Source organism: Kitasatospora sp. NPDC001660, from assembly GCF_053596725.1.
On record NZ_JBSFGU010000001.1, the window covers coordinates 447,096 to 465,659 of the forward strand.

Genomic DNA, 18,564 nt, shown 5'->3' on the forward strand with positions numbered 1-18,564 from the left:
CGGCTCCCCCACCCGCCGGCAGAGATCGAGAGGAACCACCCATGCACGCACCCTTCCGACGGTGGTCCAGAGCCGCCCACGTCGCCTCCGCCGCAGTCGTCGTCGTGGCCCTGGCCGCCGGCTGCAGCAAGCAGGGCGCCGGTGACTCCGGCACCCCCACCGGCGCTTCCGGCGCCGTGCCCGCGATCCAGGGCGACATCACCTTCAATGACGACAACCTCGGCCGCCTCGACGCCGCACTCAAGGCCGCGCTCCAGGGCAAGGACCTGTCCAAGCTGGACCTGGCCATGGTGGTCAACGTCGCCGTGGACTACTGGAACGCCGGGAAGGCCGGTTTCACCAAGGCGCTCGCCGACCTCGGGGTCAAGGGCGCCTTCCAGGCCCCGGCGAACGGCCGGCTGGACCAACAGCTGTCCATCCTCCAGACCCTGCGCGGGCAGGACATCTCCGCCTTCTCGCTCTCCGCGATCGACCCGACGGCCGTCAAGTCGCCGATCCAGTCCGCCGCTTCGGCCGGCATCCCGGTCCTCGCCGTCGACTCGCCGCTGCCCGCCGAGAACGGCGCCGCGCTCTACCTCGGCACCCCGAACTACCAGGCCGGCAAGCGGGCGGGCGAGGCGATGAAGGCCGCACTGGGCGGCCGGGGCAAGGTGGTGGTGCTGGTCGGCTCGCTGACCGCGTCCAACGCCGTCGAGCGCATCCAGGGCTTCGAGGACGCGCTGAAGGGCACCGGCATCGAGGTGGCCAACAAGCTCGCCGACAGCATGGACGCGGCGAAGGCCCTGACCAACGCGCAGACCGCCATCCAGACCGACCCCGGCGTGACCGGCCTCTACGGCGTGTACTCCTACGACGGCCCCTCGGCCGCACAGGCGGTGCAGGCGGCGGGCCGGACCGGCAAGGTCAAGGTGATCTCCGACGACAGCGACGCCCAGACCCTGACGTTCATCCAGCAGGGCGTCATCCAGGCCACCGTCGTCCAGTCGCCCTACCAGCAGGGCTACACCGGCGCCTATCTGCTGGCCGCGCTCAAGGTGCTCGGCAAGGACGCCACGATGGCCGTCGTCAAGCCGTTCCTCGAGTCCGACGGCAGCACCCTGAGCTCCGGCGTCGGCGTCGTCACCCAGGACAACCTCGCCACCTTCCGGGCCAAGCAGTCCCAGCTCGGCATCACCGGATGACCGGGGTGGGCGTCCCCGCGGCCGGCCGGTCGGCGGTGGCCGCGTCCCTGCTCGCGGTGCGCAAGGGCTACGGGCCGGTCACCGTGCTGGACATCCCCCGACTCAACCTGATGAGGGGCCAGATCACGTGCGTGGTCGGGGAGAACGGCGCCGGGAAGTCGACCCTGATGGGCGTGCTGTCCGGCACCGTCTCCCCCACCGCCGGGGAGGTCCTGATCGCGGACCGCCCCCTCCAGCCGGGCCGTCCCGACCACGCGAAGGCCCTCGGCGTTGCTCTCGTGGCCCAGGAGTTCCCCCTGGTCGGGCGGCTGAGCGTGGCCGAGAACCTGCTTCTCGGCCGGCACACCCGCGCCAGGCAGGGTGCGGGGATGCTACACCGGGCCCTGTTCGACCGCGCCGGCACCCGGCGCGAGGCGCGTGAACTGCTGGCGGAGATCGGCGTCGAGGGCGTCGACGTCGACCGGCCCGTGGAGCGGCTGCCCGTCCCGCTGCGACAGATGATCGAGATCGCCAAGGCCTGGGGCAACCGGCCGCTGGTCCTGATCCTGGACGAGCCGACCTCCTCGCTCGGGCCGGTCGAGGCAGGGAAGGTCCTCGCCCTCGCACGGCGGCACGCCGCGAACGGCGGCGCGGTGCTGTTCATCGGCCACCGTCTGGACGAGGTGCGGGACATCGCCGACCGCGTGCTCGTGCTGCGCGGCGGCAGCCTGGTCGCGGACCTCGGCCCGGTCGAGGCGACCGAGGCGCGGATGATCCGCGAGATGGTCGGCGGCGAACTCGCCCGTGATACCGCCGCGCGGCCCGTCCCGGCGCCGGCCCGTCCCGTCCTGAGCGCGCGGGGGCTGACGGCGGACGGTCTCGGCCCACTCGACCTGGACCTGCGGGCCGGCGAGATCGTCGGCGTGGCCGGGCTGATGGGCTCCGGCCGCAGCCGGCTGCTGCACACCCTGATCGGCGCGCAACCCCGCACAGGCGGCGAAGTCGAGTTGGCCGGACGCCGCTTCCACCCGCGCCACCCCGCCGACGCCGTCGCCGCTGGCATCGGCCTGGTGCCGGAGGACCGCAAGGAGCAGTCCCTGCTGCTGTCACACCCGGTGCGCTGGAACGCGACGCTGGCCACCTTGCGGCGCGACTCCTGGCACGGCGTCCTCACCCCCGGCGGCGACCGTGCACGCTCACAACGGATCGTCGCAGACCTCGGGGTACGGCTGCGCAGCCAGGAGCAGCCGATCCGCGACCTTTCCGGCGGCAACCAGCAGAAGGTCGTGTTCGGCCGGTGGCTGCACGCCGCCCCCGATGTCCTGCTGCTCGACGAGCCCACCCGCGGCGTCGACGTGGGAGCCAAGGCCGAGATCTACCGGCTCATCGACCGGGCCGCGGCGGACGGTCTGGCCGTCCTGGCCGCCTCGTCCGAACTGGAGGAACTGCTGTGGATCTGCCACCGGATCCTGGTGATGGCCCGCGGACGGATCGTCGCCGACCTGCCCCGCGAGCACTTCGGCAAGGAACGCATCATGACGGCGGCCACCAGCCGGCCGCGGCCGTCGGCGAGCACGGAGGAACACGCATGACCACCGAGACCGCCCCCGCCCGCGAGGAGGCGCCCGCACCGGCCCGGAGCCGGCTGCGCGTCCTGGTCGACACGCCCGAGGTGGGCGTCGTCCTCGCCTGCGTCGCCGTGTTCGCGGCGCTCGCGCTGGCCCGGGACACCTTCGCGAGCGCGGTCAACCTCCAGGGCATGGGCGCCGATCTCGCCCAGTACGGGCTGATCGCGATCGGCGAATCGCTCGTCATCCTGACCGGCGGCATCGACCTGTCGGTGGGTGCCCTGCTGGGCACCAGCGTGATCCTCATGTCCTGGTTCGACGTCCGGGCCGGCCTGCCCGCCGGTGTGGCGGTCCCGGCGACCCTGGCCATCGCCGGACTGGTCGGGCTGGTCCACGGGCTGGCCGTCACCCGGCTGCGGATGCCTCCGTTCGTCGTCACGCTGGTCACGTACACGGTGGCGCAGGGCGTGACCCTGGCGATCACCTCCGGGACCTCCATCGTCGGCATCTCCCCGTTCTTCGGCGACGTCGGCCAGAGCTACCTGGCCCAGATCCCGGTGCCGCTGGTGTTGTTCGCGGTGGTGACCGCCGCCGCGTGGTTCTTCCTGGAGCGCACCTACGCGGGACGGCAGGTCTACGCGGTCGGCGGCAACCCCGAGGCCGCCAGGCTGGCCGGCATCCGCGGCGGCCGGCGGGTGGTGTCGATGTACGTGGCCTCCTCCCTGGTGTCGGCCTTCGCCGGAATGCTCGTGCTGGGCCGGATGGGGGTCGGTTCCGCCAGCGGCGTCGGTGTCGGCTGGGAGCTCTCGGCGATCGCGGCCGCGGTCATCGGCGGGGTCAGCCTGACCGGGGGGCAGGGTCGCGTTGTGGGCATCGTCGCCGGCGCCGTCCTGCTGGAGCTGATCAACAACGGGCTGACCACCCTCCAGGTCAACTCCAACTACACCAACATCGTGCTCGGTTGCGTGCTCGGCCTGGCCATCACGGCCGATCGCCTGCGCGCCAGACACGTGGCGAGGCGCTCCTGAGCCTGCCCCGGATCACCGACGATCCCGGCGTTCCCCGAGCGTCCCGGCACACCCCCGCCCAGGCCCGGCAGGGGTTTCGCCGTGTCCGCGAGTCGGTGGCACCGGCACGGGCCGCGCACCCTCATCTCATGGCACCCTTGCCGCCGACAAAAGGCAGGAGCCACAACGCAGGCCTCCGACCTGGGCGGCAGACAGCGTCATCAAAGGGGTACGCAGGTCCTGGGTCCCGATCGGGCAACGGTAGTACATCACCAGTACGGCCGGCGAGACCTCCGCCCGGCCGCTGCTGGCGCGCGTCGCCGGCGAGGCACCCCAGCCTGCGGGCTGAACCCGCGCACGGGTTCAGCCGGGGCCGGGCGTGGCACCCCGGCCCGGCGAAACCGGGCCTCGGACTGGATGTTTGCGTTAACATTCAACTACCGTGGTGTCGTCAGCGCCGGACACCACCCTGGGGCCAGCACCTGTGAAATCCACCGTTTCCGCTTTCCGGCCGCGCGTTCTCATCGCGGAGGACGAGGCCGGAGTCGCGGACATGCTCACCACCGGCTTGGGGTTCCTCGGATTCGATCCCCATGCCGTGACGTCGGGCGAGGAATGTCTGACGCAAGCCCTGACACGGAAGCACGACATCATCCTGCTGGATGTGTTGCTGCCCGACCTGGACGGCTTCGAAGTCTGCGCCCGACTGCGGAGATCCGACGTGCGGACCCCCGTCATGTTCCTCAGTTCACGGACCTCGGTGAACGACCGGATCCACGGTCTCACTCTCGGCGGTGACGACTACGTCACCAAACCCTTCGACCTGAACGAGGTCGCCGTACGGATCCACGCAATGCTGCGCCGGTCAGCGGACTACACCGCGCCGCGCCGCCTGAAGGCGGGCGGCGTCGAAATCGACCGCAAGAGCCACGACGCCTGGCTGCACGGAGAACCGGTCCAGCTGACGGCCACCGAATTCCTGCTCCTTCGGTACCTCATGGAGCGCCCCGAGGAGGTCGTGACCAAAACGGACATCCTCACCAACGTCTGGGGCCACGGCTTCCCGCGCGACAGCGGCGTCGTGGAGACGTACATCTACTACCTCCGTCGGAAGCTCGGCGACACCGATCAGACACTGATACGCACGGTGCGCGGCGTCGGCTACGCACTGCGCGCCGACGACGCCCGGCGAGCGGAGTGACGGTGACGAAGCCTTCCGAAGGATCCGGAAACGGGGACCGGCCGGGAAGGCGGGCCGCCGAGGAGTTGCGCGACCTCCTCGCCACCGTCAGCCACGAGCTGCGAGCGCCCCTCACCACGATCGCCGGCTACGCCCAACTGAGCCTCCTCGGCGGCCTGGAGGACCGCCAGGCCCTCCGCCGCGCCATGACGAGGGTGCAGGCGGAAGCCCGTCGGATGACCGCCCTGGTCGACGAGTTGCTGCTCTTCTCCACCCTGGGAGAGCGGCGGCCCCTGGAACCCGTCGCCGTCGACCTGGCCGAGCTCTGCGCCGAGCTGGTGGCCGACACCCGGGTGAGCCACCCCGGCCGGCCGGTCGCCTGCGTCATCGACGAAGGTCGCCACCTGGTTCAGGCCGACCCGCACCGGCTCCGGCAGGTACTGACCAACCTCCTCGTCAATGTGCACCATCACACACCCCCGGGAACCCGCACGGTGGTGAGACTGCGCCACGAGGCGGACTGGGCCTGCATCGACGTGGCCGACGACGGACCCGGGATTCCCCCGGCCCTCCATGAGCGCGTCTTCGAGCCCTTCTTCCGCGCCCACGGATCACCGGCCGGCCACGAGGACGGAAGCGGGCGGCGCGAGGCGGCCCCCGGCAGTGGGCTCGGCCTGAGCCTCGTCGCGGCCTTGGTCGACGCCCACGGCGGCACCGTGCGGATCGAGCCCTCCGAACGCGGTGCGCGGTTCACCGTTCGACTGCCGGGACGGCCGCCGGTCGAATCCTGACGCGATTCTGATCGAGCTCTGAGATTAATCCCCGACCACCCGTGATTTAATCGGTTCGCGGACACAACGCAGAGGCTCTTCCGGTCACCGCCAGTTCCATCCTGCATTCCCCCCCCGGGGCAGGAAAGGCATGGCAACCGCCCTCCCCGGGCGGCGACCGGAGGAGCCCTCTCGCGCTTCCGGAAAGCCCGATCGGCGGCCAGGAATTGAAGCTCCGGGCCCGCCTTCCGAATCTTCACCCGGGGGATTCACCTCCCGCCATTTCCCTCACGTATAGTTCTGCGGTCATGGAGTTGGAATTTCGTCATCTCAGGATGATCCGAGCCATCGACGACGCCGGAAGCGTGACCAAGGCGGCGGACCTTCTCGGACTCGCCCAATCGGCGCTTTCCACCCAGCTGAAACGCATCGAGAACGCCCTGGGTGGCCGGCTCTTCGAGCGGGGCAGGGAGGGCGTGCGGCCGACCCCTCTCGGCATCCTGGTGCTGGAGCGCAGCCGGGTGCTCCTGCCCGCCATGCGTCAACTGCAGGAAGACGCCGCCCGCTTCGCGAACGCGGCCCGCGAGACCCGCGGCCTGCGTGTGGGAGCCACCCACGGACCGCTCCTGGGCGCCCTGGTCGACCGGCTGGTGGCGGCCAGGCCCGAGATGGCACTGAGCACCCAATCGTCGAGCTCGGCACCGGAATTGGCGAGCCGGGTGGTGGACGGGCAGCTGGACGTCGTACTGACCGGGCTCTGCGGACACCAGAAGGCGCTCGGCGACGAACGGCTGGAGTGGCGGGAGATCGCCGTCGACCCGGTGTTCGCCGTGCTCTCCGAGGACCATCCCCTGGCGCGGGAACGCGAACTGGAACTCGGGCAACTCGCCGGTGAGCGCTGGGCGTTGCCGCCCGGGGGCGACTGTTTCACGGAGTGCTTCGCGGCCACCTGCGTGCGGGCGGGCTTCCTGCCCCTGCCGGTCTACGAGGCCGATGCGGCCTCGTGCCTCCACCTCGTCCGGACAGGCCGGGCGGTGTCCCTGTGCCGGGCAACGTTCCCGCCGACCGGCGGGGTCGTGACGGTTCCGCTGGATCCGCCGGAGCTGAGCTGGCGCCAGGTGATCGGCTGGGTGCCGTACTCGCTGACGTGGGGACTCGCGGACGAGGTCGTCGGCTACGCCAAGGCGGTGCACGCGGACGCCGCCGCAGCGAATCCGGCGTACGCGGCATGGCTGCGGCGCGGGGACCATCCGACGCCGTGACACGAGGACGCCGTGACACGCGGACGCCGCGGGCAGCACCACGCCCGAGGCCTCTCCGCTCTGGTACGTCGACGTCGCCGCGAACACCGTCGTCGTCCAGTCCACCGACGCCGGCCGCACCGAGGCCTTCCTCCAGGCGACGTTCCCCGGCAACGACTACTCATGGGTCCTGGCCGATCCGAGCTTGACGGCCCAACCGCGGGTCAACAACTCGACCTCACCCGCACCACCGTGTGCGCCGAGCCCGGTGACTCCGGTGGCTCATTCATCTCGGGCAGCCAGGCGCAGGGCGTCACCTCCGGCGGCTCCGGCAACTGCACCTCCGGCGGCGCCACCTACTTCCAGCCCGTCAACCCGATCCTCGATGCCTACGGCCTGACCCTGGCCACCGGCTGACCGGCCCTCCGAGCGGTGCCCGCCTCCCGTCCGCCGGCGGGAGGCGGCACCTTTTTCAGGGCCGGAAGACATCAAACGTTCACCCAAGATTCACCCCTCGGCCTTCCGGGCAACCCTCCCGCCCGCGGTGGGCGTTCACACGAACCGGCCGACGGCGAACCGCGATCCAACGGTGATCCGAAGCCTCTTGACGCGACCGTTGTGAGCGTTAACACTTCATGTCACGCCAGGCCGGAGCCGTGCGGACCCACTCCCTCGGTACGAGGACCGCTCCCGGCCGGGCCCCCGCTCGACCGCTCCCGGCCGCCCAGGAACAGGCAGCGCCGTGCCGGTCGCGGAACATCACTGGAGGAATTGTGCGGAAGCTTTCAGCGGGCCTCGTCGCCGCGGGTCTCGCCCTCTCCCTGGCAGCCTGCGGCCAGAGCGCCAACGGCGCCGGCGACGGCGCGGCCAAGGGCGACGCCAAGGGCGGTCTCGTCGGCATCGCCATGCCGACCAAGTCGTCGGAACGCTGGATCAACGACGGCAACAACATGGTCAAGGAGTTCCAGGCCAAGGGCTACAAGACCGACCTCCAGTACGGCGACAACGTGGTGGAGAACCAGGTCTCCCAGGTGGAGAACATGATCACCAAGGGCGCCAAGTTGCTGGTGATCGCCGCCATCGACGGCTCCTCGCTCACCAACGTGCTGCAGAAGGCCGCCGACGCACACATCCCGGTCATCTCCTACGACCGGCTGATCCGCGGCACGAAGAACGTCGACTACTACGCGACCTTCGACAACTACAAGGTCGGCGTCCTCCAGGGCGGCTACATCGTCGACAAGCTCGGACTCAAGGACGGCAAGGGCCCGTTCAACATCGAGCTGTTCGCCGGCTCGCCGGACGACAACAACGCCACCTTCTTCTTCAACGGCGCGATGAGCGTCCTCAAGCCGTACATCGACCAGAAGAAGCTGGTCGTGCAGAGCGGCCAGACCGACTTCAACCAGGTCGCCACGCTGCGCTGGGACGGCGGTGTCGCCCAGTCGAGGATGGACAACCTGCTGAGCAAGGCCTACACCTCGGCCCACGTCGACGCCGTCCTCTCGCCGTACGACGGCATCTCGATCGGCGTCCTCTCGTCGCTCAAGGGCGTCGGCTACGGCACCGCCAGGTCCCTGCCCGTCGTCACGGGCCAGGACGCCGAGCTGGCCTCGGTGAAGTCGATCATCGCGGGCGAGCAGACCCAGACCGTCTACAAGGACACCCGCCAACTGGCCAAGGCGGCCGCCCAGATGGGCGACGCGGTGCTGACCGGCGGAAAGCCCGAGGTCAACGACACCAGCCAGTACGACAACGGCGCCAAGACCGTCCCGGCGCAGCTGCTCCAGCCGGTGAGCGTCGACAAGGACAACTACCGGCAGGTCCTGGTGGACAGCGGCCAGTACACCGCCGACCAGCTGAAGTAGTCCACCGGGCCCGCCCGGCGGGCCCGGCTCCCGACCGGCGGTGCGGGGCCGGAGCACCCGTGGCCACCGCACCGCCCCCGAACGATACGGAAGCACAACCATGGCTGGACCCGTTCTCGAAATGCGGTCGATCAGCAAGTCGTTCCCCGGCGTCAAGGCACTCTCCGAGGTCAACCTGGCCGTCGCCGCCGGCGAGGTGCACGCCATCTGCGGTGAGAACGGCGCCGGCAAGTCCACCCTGATGAAGGTGCTCAGCGGCGTCTACCCGCACGGCGGCTACGAGGGCGAGATCCTGTTCGAGGGCGAGCCCTGCCGGTTCAAGGACATCCGGGCCAGCGAGCAGCGCGGCATCGTCATCATCCACCAGGAACTGGCCCTGGTGCCGTACCTGTCCATCGCCGAGAACGTCTTCCTGGGCAACGAGCACGCCACCCGGGGCATCATCAACTGGCACCGGACGCTCACCCACGCCGCCGAACTGCTCCGGCAGGTCGGCCTGGACGAGAACCCGCACACCAGGGTCGCCGACCTCGGGGTGGGCAAGCAGCAGCTGGTCGAGATCGCCAAGGCGCTCGCCAAGAAGGTCAAGCTGCTCATCCTGGACGAGCCGACCGCCGCGCTGAACGACGAGGACAGCCGCAAGCTGCTCGACCTGATCCTGGAGCTCAAGGCGCAGGGCATCTCCTGCATCATCATCTCGCACAAGCTGAACGAGATCGCCCGGGTCGCCGACGCCGTGACCATCCTGCGCGACGGGCGGACCATCGAGACCATCGCGATCGGCCCCGAGGGCATCTCCGAGGACCGGATCATCCGCGGCATGGTCGGCCGCGACCTGGAGCACCGCTACCCCGAGCGGACCCCCGACATCGGAGAGGTCGCCTTCGAGCTCGAGGACTGGAGCGTCCGGCACCCCATCGACCAGCAGCGCATGGTGGTGGACCGCGCCTCGCTGACCGTGCGCCGCGGTGAGATCGTCGGCATCGCCGGCCTGATGGGCGCCGGCCGCACCGAGCTGGCGATGAGCGTCTTCGGCCGCTCGTACGGGCGGTGGGCCGCCGGCCGGGTACGGCTGCACGGCCGGGAGATCCGCACCCGGACGGTGCCCGAGGCGATCGCGCACGGCATCGCGTACGTCACCGAGGACCGCAAGCAGCTCGGCCTCAACCTCATCGACGACATCAGCCGGAACATCTCCCTGAGCGCGCTCGGCAAGCTCTCCCGCAACGGCCGGGTGGACCGGCGCGAGGAGGCCAGGGTCGCCGAGTCCTTCCGGCGCACCATGAACATCAAGGCCCCGACGGTGTTCGCCCGGACCGGCACCCTCAGCGGCGGCAACCAGCAGAAGGTCGTCCTCAGCAAGTGGATCTTCGCCGAGCCGGAGGTCCTCATCCTCGACGAGCCCACCCGGGGCATCGACATCGGCGCCAAGGCGGAGATCTACACCGTCATCGCCGAGCTGGCCGCCCAGGGCAAGGCCGTGCTCGTCATCTCGTCCGAACTCCCCGAACTCCTGGGCCTGTGCGACCGGATCTACACGATGGCCGAAGGCCGGATCACCGGCGAGGTGGCCCGTGCCGACGCCACCCAGGAATCCCTCATGCGGCTCATGACCATGAGCGCCGCATCCAGCAACGAGCAGGTGTGAGGCATGGCCCCGACCGAGATCATCCCGGATTCGTCCCCGAAGGCGCCGCAGGCCGGCCCCGGCCCCTCCCTCGGCGGCGTGCTGGCCCGCGCGCTGCGCGGCAACGTGCGCCAGTACGGCATGCTGGTCGCACTCGCGCTGATCGTGCTGCTGTTCCAGGTCTGGACGGACGGCATCCTGCTCCAGCCGCTCAACATCACCAACCTGATCCAGCAGAACGGCTACATCCTCATCCTGGCGATCGGCATGATGATCGTCATCATCGCCGGGCACATCGACCTCTCGGTCGGTTCGCTGGCCGCCTTCGTCGGTGCCGCGGCCGCGGTGATGATGGTCAAGCACCACGTGTCGTGGCCCGTGGCGGCGCTGGCCGCGCTGGTGGTCGGCGCCGTCGCCGGCGCCTGGCAGGGCTTCTGGATCGCCTACCTCGGTATCCCGTCCTTCATCGTCACCCTGGCGGGCATGCTGCTCTTCCGCGGCGGCACCCAGATCCTGCTGCAGGGCCAGTCGGTCGCACCGTTCCCCAAGGGCTTCCAGAGCATCAGCAGCGGATTCCTCCCCGAAGTCGGACCGCGAACCAACTACCACAACCTCACCCTGCTGCTGGGCCTCGCGGTGCTGGCCGTCGCCATCCTGCAGGAGGTGCGCGGCCGGCGGCAGACCGCCTCGTACGGGCTGGAGGTCCTCCCGGCCGGCCTGTTCCTCGTCAAGCTCGCCGCGATCACGGCGGCCGTGGTGGTCTTCACGCTGCTGCTGGCCAGCTACCACGGCGTGCCGATCGTCCTGCTGATCCTCGGCGCCCTGCTGGTCGGTTTCGGCTACCTGATGCGCAACTCGATCATCGGACGGCACACCTACGCCATCGGCGGCAACGAGGCCGCGGCCAAGCTGTCCGGTGTGAAGAGCAAGCGGGTCGTCTTCCTCGCCTTCACCAACATGGGCGTCCTCGCGGCGCTCGCCGGGCTGGTCTTCGCCGCGCGGCTCAACGCCGGCACGCCGCAGGCCGGCATCAACTTCGAGCTGGAGGCCATCGCCGCCGCCTTCATCGGCGGCGCCTCCGCCAGCGGCGGCGTGGGCACCGTCCTCGGTGCCATCATCGGCGGCCTGGTGCTCGGCGTGCTGAACAACGGCATGTCGCTGGTCGGCGTGGGCACCGACTACCAGCAGGTCATCAAGGGACTGGTGCTGCTCGCAGCCGTCGGATTCGACGTCTACAACAAGCGCAAGGCCGGTTCCTGAGCCTCCTGAGCGCGGGCGGGGAGCCACACACCGTGATTGAGGGCACGGCGTCGTTCCCCGCCCGTTCGTCGTCCCTCCGCCCGCCTCTCCACGCAGACTTCTCCGTGCGAGAACACTTCAGTGGGCCAGGAGCACCAGGACCAGCACGACCAGCGCCGGCACGGTCTGCACGAAGAGAATCTTCCGGGAGGACGTCGCGGCGCCGAACACCCCGGCTACGGCCACGCAGGACGCGAAGAAGACCCGCACCTGGAACCCGACCGGGTCGGAGGCGAACGCGCCCCAGAGGAGTCCCGCAGCCAGGAAGCCGTTGTAGAGGCCCTGGTTGGCTGCCAGCGCCTTGGTCGCGAGCGCGAACTCCTCGGACGTGCCGAAGGAGGCCCGAGCCCGGGGAGTGGTCCACAGGAACACCTCCAGGACCAGGATGTAGACGTGCAGGAGGGCGAGCGCCAATACCGCAATCACGGCAACTGTGGACATACCAGGCATCCTATGTCCCGGTCAGGACCTGACCGGTCGTGAAGTGAACCGCGCGGGCAGGTGAAGCGGCATTCTGTTCAGGCACTCGCCCAATCGTCAAGACCGGGGCCCGACACACGCATCCGCGGAGATTCCTTTCAAGCAGGCGGCAACCTTGCGGCCGGCGGCGGCAACTGACGGATGACCGCGAGGGCGGAAGCCGCCCACGGGTCGTCCGACCGATCCCACCGCCAACCGCCCTCGCGCACCACCCGACCGGGCACGTGCGTCGTGGCGGGGGCCGGAGCAAGGAGCAACTCCCGTGAACGAGACGGATCCCACGGCAGACGGCCGCGGCCGGTCACGGGCCTGTTCCGTTCCACCGACGGCGGCTCGGCCTGGGTCCGGATCAACGACGACCAGCACCAGTTCGGCGGAAGCATCATCAACGTCATCTCCGGCGACCCCGATGTCTACGGGCGGGTGTACCTGGGCGGCTACGGCCGCGGCGTGGTGTACGGCGACCCGTCCTGACCGGCACGGCCCGGGGGCAGGCGGCGGATACGCGTCGCCGCCCCCGGGCCGGCCTCGGAACAACCCGCGCCGGAACGGCAACCTTCCCGTCTCGCGGCGGCAACTGATGGACAACCCGGCCTGCCTTCCGCAGGCCGCCGCTCCAGAAGGACAAGCCGTTGCCAGATCTCGACCGACGCACACACCGCCGGCGCCCGGCGACCCGCCGCGTGCTCGCCGCCGCCGGAGTCCTCGCCGTCATGGGCGCCGCCGTCCCCCTGATCGCCCAGGCCGCCCTGCCCTCGAAAGCCCACACGCTGACGGTGGCCGTTGACGGCAGCGGCCGGTACCGAACCGTGCAGGCGGCGGTGGACGGCGCGCGCCCCGGCGACCGGATCCGGATCTCCAAGGGCACGTACCACGAGGTGGTACGGGTGCCGGCCGGCAAGGACGGGCTGACCATCGCGGGCGCCACCGGCAACCCCGCCGACGTCGTCATCACCTATGGCAACTCCGCCGACACCGCCAAGTCCGGCGGCGGCCGACTCGGCACCGAGGGCAGCGCCACGGCCACCTTCGCCGCCACCGGACTGACCGTGGAGAACCTGACCGTCGAGAACACCTTCGACCGGGCCGCCGCGCAGCCGGGCACCGCGCCCCAGGCCGTCGCCGTGGCGGCCGAGGGCGACCGCCAGGTCTTCCGCCACGACCGCATCATCGGCCACCAGGACACCCTGCTCGCCTGGTCCCCCGACGCCACCGCGCAGACCCGCCAGTACTTCACCGACGACTACGTCGAGGGTGACGTCGACATGATCTTCGGCAACGCCACCGCCGTCCTCGACCATGCCACCATCCAGGCCGACGACGACGGCGCCCCCGCCGACGGCCTCAACGGCTTCCTCACCGCCGCCAACACGGAGACCGCGCACAAGTACGGCCTCCTGATCACCGACAGCACCGTCCGCTCCACCGCGCAGGACGGCACCTACTACCTCGGCCGGCCCTGGCACCCCACCGCCTCCGCCGTCGCCCAGGTCGTCATCCGCGACACGGTGCTCCCGGCCGCGGTCAAGAGCGCCGCCCCGTGGACCGACATGAGCGGCTTCTCCTGGCGCTCGGCCCGCCTCACCTCGTACGGCAACACCGGACCGGGCGCCGCCACCAGCGCCGACAGCCCGCAGCTGCCGGCGGCCCAGGCCGGCGAATACACCGCCACCGCGTACCTCGCAGGCACCGACGGCTGGAACCCGGTCGGGGCCTCGAACAGCACCGGCTCGTCCGTGCCCGCCGGAACAGCGACCGGCGACACCCGCCACGTCACCGAGCCCGCACCGCCCAGCACCGTCTGCGCCACCGTCCCGGCCGCCCGGACCATGCCCAACCGCAGCACCGACCAGGCCGGCGAAACCACCCCACCGGACACGGTCCGCATCCAGCACGCCCTCGACACCTGCACCCAGACCGGACAGCACACCGTCGCCATCCGCCTGCAGGCCACCGACTCCAGCCACAACGCCTTCCTCACCGGACCACTGACCGTCCACCAGGGCGAGGTCCTGCTCCTGGACAGCAACGTGACCCTGTACGGCTCACGCAACCCCGCCGACTACCAGATCAACGGCAAGCCGACCTGCGGCACCCTCGCCTCCTCCGGCGGCGGCTGCAAGCCGCTGATCAGCGTCGCCGGAGCCAACGCCGGCATCGAGGCCGTCCGCGCCGCCGACGGCGGCCAGGGCCGCATCGACGGCCGCGGCGACCAGACCGTCCTCGGCACCACCACCAGCTGGTGGCAGCTCGCCACCGACGCGCAGCAGGCCGGCTCCAACCAGAACAACCCCCGCCTGATCCAGGCCGACAACTCCGACAACTTCACCCTCTACCACGTCGACCTGCTCAACTCCCCCAACTTCCACGTCGTCTACAACGGCGGCAACGGCTTCACCGCGTGGGGCGTCCGGATCAGGACCCCCGCCACCGCCCGCAACACCGACGGCATCGACCCGGCCGGCGCCACCAACGTCACCATCACCGACTCCTCCGTCATGGACGGCGACGACGGCATCGCCATCAAGGCCGGCAACAAGCCCAGCAGCAACATCACCGTGACGAACAACCACTTCTACGGCACCCACGGCATCTCCATCGGCAGCGAGACCAGCAGCGGCGTGACCAACGTCCTCTTCCGCGACAACACCCTCAGCGGCACCGACGCCCTCGGCAACGCCAGCGGCTCCAGCACGGGCATCCGCATCAAGAGCTCCCCCGCCAACGGTGGCAGGGTCACCGGCGTCACCTACCTGAACACCTGCCTCGACGCCGTCCGCGCCCCGCTCGTCCTCGACACCCACTACGCCGCCGGCAGCGGCTCCAACACCCCCTGGTTCACCGGCATCACCGTCGACGGCGTCACCGCAACCCACTCCCCCAGCGGCGCGAAATCCACCCTGGTCGGACTGGACAAGGCCCGCCCGCTCGAACTGGCCCTGGCACACCTCAACCTCGACGTCACCACGGTGACCGCCGCCAACGCCCGCATCACCGTCACCGACACCACCCTCCACCCGTCCGGCCCCGACGTCACCCTGACCACCGCCAACACCCCGGGCACGGCCCCCACCTGCACCTTCCCCGCGTTCCCCGCCCTCTGACCTCAACGCCGACCGGGCCCCGACCGCTCACCCCGGCCTCGTCGGAAGGCCGGGGCAGCCCGCTGGAGGATGACACCTGCCCTGTCGACGCCGGGATCGCCGCAGGCGCCCTCGCGTTCCGGGCGGCTTCGCCCCGACGGGATGAGGGCCGCGCCGATCTCCGGCCCGACAAAAAATTCCTCCCCGATCACGGCAACCTTTGTGTGCATGGCGACAACTGACGGGTAACCGGGGCCGGGACCAAGGCCCACTGCGTCAGAAGGACAAGCCATTGCCAGATCAGAACCGCTCTCATCGCCGCCGTCCGGCAACCCGCCGCGTGCTCGCCGCCGCCGTGGTTCTCGCCGCCGCAGGTGCTGCCGTACCGCTGGTCGCCCAGGCCTCACACACACCGAAGGCCCGCACGCTGGCCGGTGCGGCGGGCGGCAGTGGCCGCTACTTCGGTACGGCGGTGTCCTCGGGCAGGCTCGGGGACTCGACGTACTCCACCATTCTCGACCGGGAGTTCAACATGATCACCCCGGAGAACGAGATGAAGTGGGACACCACCGAACCCTCCCGCGGGTCGTTCAACTTCGCCCCCGCCGATTCGATCGTCGGCCACGCCTCCGCGCACGGCCAGCGCATGCGCGGTCACACCCTGGTCTGGCACTCCCAACTGCCCGGCTGGGTCCGCTCCGTCACCGACGCCAACACCCTGCGCAGTGTGATGGACAACCACATCACCCAGGAGATGGCCCACTACAAGGGCAAGATCTACGCCTGGGACGTGGTCAACGAGGCCTTCGCCGACGGCGGCAGCGGCCAGCACCGCAGCTCCGTGTTCCAGGACGTGCTGGGCAACGGCTTCATCGAAGAGGCCTTCCGCACCGCCCGCAACGCCGATCCGTCGGCGAAGCTCTGCTACAACGACTACAGCATCGAGAACTGGTCCGACGCCAAGACCCAGGGCGTCTACAGCATGGTCAAGGACTTCAAGTCCCGCGGCGTCCCCATCGACTGCGTCGGGTTCCAGAGCCACTTCGGCGCCGGCGGCCCGCCGGCCGGCTTCCAGACCACCCTGTCCAACTTCGCCGCGCTCGGTGTGGACGTCCAGATCACCGAACTCGACATCGCCCAGGCACCGGCGAGCGCGTACGCCAACGCCGTCCAGGACTGCCTCAACGTCGCCCGCTGCACCGGCATCACCGTGTGGGGCATCCGCGACAGCGACTCATGGCGCGGCGGTGAGAATCCGCTGCTGTTCGACGCCGGCGGCAACAAGAAGCCCGCCTACGGCGCGGTGCTCACCGCCCTGGGCGGCAGCAGCGGCACGCCGGGCGGGGGCATCACCTCCGGCACCGTCTACACGCTCTCCGACGTGGCCGCCGGACGTGTGCTCGACGAGCCTGCGGGATGGAACGGCAACGGCACCCCGCTCCAGGTGTGGGACGCCAACGGTAGCGCCGCCAACCAGCAGTGGCGGGCCGACCGCAACAGCGACGGCTCGTACACGCTGACCAACGTCGCCAGCGGCCGGGTCCTGGACGAGCCGGCCAACCGGACAGGCAACGGGACGAGGCTTCAGGTCTGGGACGCCAGCGGCGGCGCCAACCAGCACTGGAAGGCCGACCGGAACAGCGACGGCTCCTACACGCTGACCAACGTCGCCAGCGGCCGCGCTCTCGAACTCCCCGGCGGCCAGAGCGCCAACGGCACCCCCGTGCAGATCTGGGACTCCTGGGGCGCCTCCAACCAGCACTGGAACTTCGGGCCGTCCGCGCCGACGGGCAGCACCTGCGCCCTTCCGTCCACGTACCGCTGGTCCTCGACGGACGCGCTCGCGCAGCCCGCGAACGGCTGGGCCTCGGTGAAGGACTTCACCGACGTCGTGTACAACGGCAAGCACCTCATCTACGCCTCGAACGTGTCGGGATCCTCGTACGGCTCGATGATGTTCAGCCCCTTCACGAACTGGTCGGACATGGCATCCGCCGCCCAGACCGGGATGAGCCAGGCCGCGGTGGCGCCCACGCTGTTCTACTTCGCGCCCAAGAACACCTGGGTGCTGGCCTACCAGTGGGGTCCGTGGCCCTTCGTCTACCGCACGTCGAGCGACCCGACCAACCCCAACGGCTGGTCCGCGCCGCAGCCGCTGTTCACCGGCAGCATCCCCAACTCCGGCACCGGCCCGATCGACCAGACCCTCATCGCCGACGACCAGAACATGTACCTGTTCTTCGCCGGCGACAACGGCAGCATCTACCGAGCGAGCATGCCGATCGGGAACTTCCCGGGCAACTTCGGCTCGTCCTCCACCACGGTCATGAGCGACACGCCGAACAACCTCTTCGAGGCACCGCAGGTCTACAAGGTCAAGGACCAGAACCAGTACCTCATGATCGTCGAAGCGCAGGGTGCGAACGGGCGCTACTTCCGCTCCTTCACGGCCTCCAGCCTCAACGGTCCGTGGACCCCGCAGGCCGCCAGCGAGAACAGCCCCTTCGCGGGCAAGGCCAACAGCGGCGCCACCTGGACCAACGACATCAGCCACGGCGACCTGGTCCGCAACAACCCCGACCAGACCATGACCATCGACCCCTGCAACCTGCAGTTCCTCTACCAGGGCAAGTCCCCCACCGCGACCGGCCCCTACGACCGACTGCCGTGGAAGCCGGGCCTCCTCACCCTGCAGCACTGACCCGCCTGATCAACGGTGACCGCGATCGGGTGCGGCCGGCCGGCGCGTAGACGAAAGGTCTACGGTACGGGCGACTTCACCTGCTGACCGACACTCACTGCCTCAAGGAACCCCAGCCGTGCGTCGGCTGGGGTTCCCCTCCTTCGTGGACTTTCATCGCGGGTACGGACCGAAGCACTACGACGCCACCGCGCATACCGCCTGCCGCTCCACCGGCGGCAGCTCGACCCGGATCCGGATCAACGACGACCAGCACCAGTTCGGCTGTTCCACCGCGCGCCCGGCAGGCGCACCGCCATGGGCGCCGTCGCCGTGGCCCGCGTCGCTCGCGGCCGCGGAGGACCTTGCGGCGGCACGGCCTGCGGGTGCCCGAGGACGTGGCGCCGATCGGCTTCGACGATGGCCCCGTCGCGCCGCGGTGCCGGCCGGGGCTGACCACGGTCCGCCAGCCGGTGGAGGAACTCGGTTCCCGCGCCATGGAGTTGCTGCTGCGGAACCCGGAACGCGGCGAGTCGGTGGTGCTCCCCACCCGGCTGGTCGTCCGGGCGTCGGGCTGAGCGTGCCCCGCGCCCGCTGAAGC

General features: G+C 70.3%; 14 protein-coding genes and 2 pseudogenes. 15 read left to right on the forward strand and 1 reads right to left on the reverse strand.

Going from position 1 to position 18,564, the window contains the following annotated elements; all coding sequences use genetic code 11:
* Nucleotides 1–41 precede the first annotated feature (41 nt).
* The 11 genes and pseudogenes from ACWCXH_RS01840 (at nucleotide 42) to mmsB (ending at nucleotide 11,681) form a co-directional block, all read left to right on the forward strand.
* Nucleotides 42–1,181, forward strand: a complete 1,140-nt coding sequence (locus ACWCXH_RS01840) for a substrate-binding domain-containing protein (RefSeq protein WP_449799324.1) — start codon at nucleotides 42–44, stop codon at nucleotides 1,179–1,181.
* Nucleotides 1,178–2,752 (forward strand): sugar ABC transporter ATP-binding protein, encoded by a 1,575-nt coding sequence (locus tag ACWCXH_RS01845; RefSeq protein WP_449799325.1) that lies wholly within the window; start codon nucleotides 1,178–1,180, stop codon nucleotides 2,750–2,752. The genes ACWCXH_RS01840 and ACWCXH_RS01845 overlap by 4 nt, the downstream gene beginning before the upstream one ends.
* Complete coding sequence (locus ACWCXH_RS01850; protein WP_449799326.1) at nucleotides 2,749–3,756, forward strand: ABC transporter permease; 1,008 nt, start codon at nucleotides 2,749–2,751, stop codon at nucleotides 3,754–3,756. The genes ACWCXH_RS01845 and ACWCXH_RS01850 overlap by 4 nt, the downstream gene beginning before the upstream one ends.
* A 421-nt stretch (nucleotides 3,757–4,177) precedes the next feature.
* Nucleotides 4,178–4,936: a response regulator transcription factor gene (locus ACWCXH_RS01855; RefSeq protein WP_449799327.1), complete on the forward strand. Its 759-nt coding sequence runs from the start codon at nucleotides 4,178–4,180 to the stop codon at nucleotides 4,934–4,936.
* A gap of 2 nt (nucleotides 4,937–4,938) precedes the next feature.
* Nucleotides 4,939–5,706 (forward strand): sensor histidine kinase, encoded by a 768-nt coding sequence (locus tag ACWCXH_RS01860; protein WP_449799328.1) that lies wholly within the window; start codon nucleotides 4,939–4,941, stop codon nucleotides 5,704–5,706.
* Nucleotides 5,707–5,993: 287 nt separating this feature from the next.
* A complete protein-coding gene (locus tag ACWCXH_RS01865; RefSeq protein WP_449799329.1) occupies nucleotides 5,994–6,947 on the forward strand; it encodes a LysR family transcriptional regulator in 954 nt (317 codons plus the stop codon).
* 34 nt (nucleotides 6,948–6,981) lie between these two features.
* Nucleotides 6,982–7,074 (forward strand): annotated as a pseudogene (locus ACWCXH_RS01870) (alpha-lytic protease prodomain-containing protein); the annotation flags it as partial.
* 89 nt (nucleotides 7,075–7,163) lie between these two features.
* A pseudogene (locus ACWCXH_RS01875) lies at nucleotides 7,164–7,343 on the forward strand (trypsin-like serine protease); the annotation flags it as partial.
* A 356-nt stretch (nucleotides 7,344–7,699) separates the two neighbouring features.
* Nucleotides 7,700–8,794, forward strand: coding sequence for a multiple monosaccharide ABC transporter substrate-binding protein (chvE, locus tag ACWCXH_RS01880; protein ID WP_449799330.1), 1,095 nt, complete (start codon nucleotides 7,700–7,702; stop codon nucleotides 8,792–8,794).
* A gap of 100 nt (nucleotides 8,795–8,894) precedes the next feature.
* On the forward strand, nucleotides 8,895–10,442 hold the full coding sequence (mmsA, locus tag ACWCXH_RS01885; RefSeq protein WP_449799331.1) for a multiple monosaccharide ABC transporter ATP-binding protein: 1,548 nt from the start codon (nucleotides 8,895–8,897) through the stop codon (nucleotides 10,440–10,442).
* A 3-nt stretch (nucleotides 10,443–10,445) separates the two neighbouring features.
* Entirely contained in the window at nucleotides 10,446–11,681 is a 1,236-nt protein-coding gene (gene mmsB / locus ACWCXH_RS01890; RefSeq protein WP_449799332.1) for a multiple monosaccharide ABC transporter permease, read from the forward strand.
* Nucleotides 11,682–11,798: 117 nt separating this feature from the next.
* Here mmsB and ACWCXH_RS01895 read toward each other — a convergent pair whose 3' ends face one another.
* Nucleotides 11,799–12,161: a DUF1304 domain-containing protein gene (locus ACWCXH_RS01895; RefSeq protein ID WP_449799333.1), complete on the reverse strand. Its 363-nt coding sequence runs from the start codon at nucleotides 12,159–12,161 to the stop codon at nucleotides 11,799–11,801.
* Nucleotides 12,162–12,431: 270 nt separating this feature from the next.
* On the opposite strand from ACWCXH_RS01895, the gene ACWCXH_RS01900 reads away from it, so the two are divergent.
* From ACWCXH_RS01900 to ACWCXH_RS01915, 4 genes are all read left to right on the forward strand, one after another.
* Entirely contained in the window at nucleotides 12,432–12,674 is a 243-nt protein-coding gene (locus ACWCXH_RS01900; RefSeq protein ID WP_449799334.1) for a hypothetical protein, read from the forward strand.
* Nucleotides 12,675–12,832: 158 nt separating this feature from the next.
* Nucleotides 12,833–15,304: a pectinesterase family protein gene (locus ACWCXH_RS01905; RefSeq protein WP_449799335.1), complete on the forward strand. Its 2,472-nt coding sequence runs from the start codon at nucleotides 12,833–12,835 to the stop codon at nucleotides 15,302–15,304.
* 319 nt (nucleotides 15,305–15,623) lie between these two features.
* Entirely contained in the window at nucleotides 15,624–17,984 is a 2,361-nt protein-coding gene (locus ACWCXH_RS01910; protein WP_449799367.1) for a non-reducing end alpha-L-arabinofuranosidase family hydrolase, read from the forward strand.
* A gap of 344 nt (nucleotides 17,985–18,328) precedes the next feature.
* A complete protein-coding gene (locus tag ACWCXH_RS01915; protein ID WP_449799336.1) occupies nucleotides 18,329–18,541 on the forward strand; it encodes a substrate-binding domain-containing protein in 213 nt (70 codons plus the stop codon).
* Nucleotides 18,542–18,564: the final 23 nt, after the last annotated feature.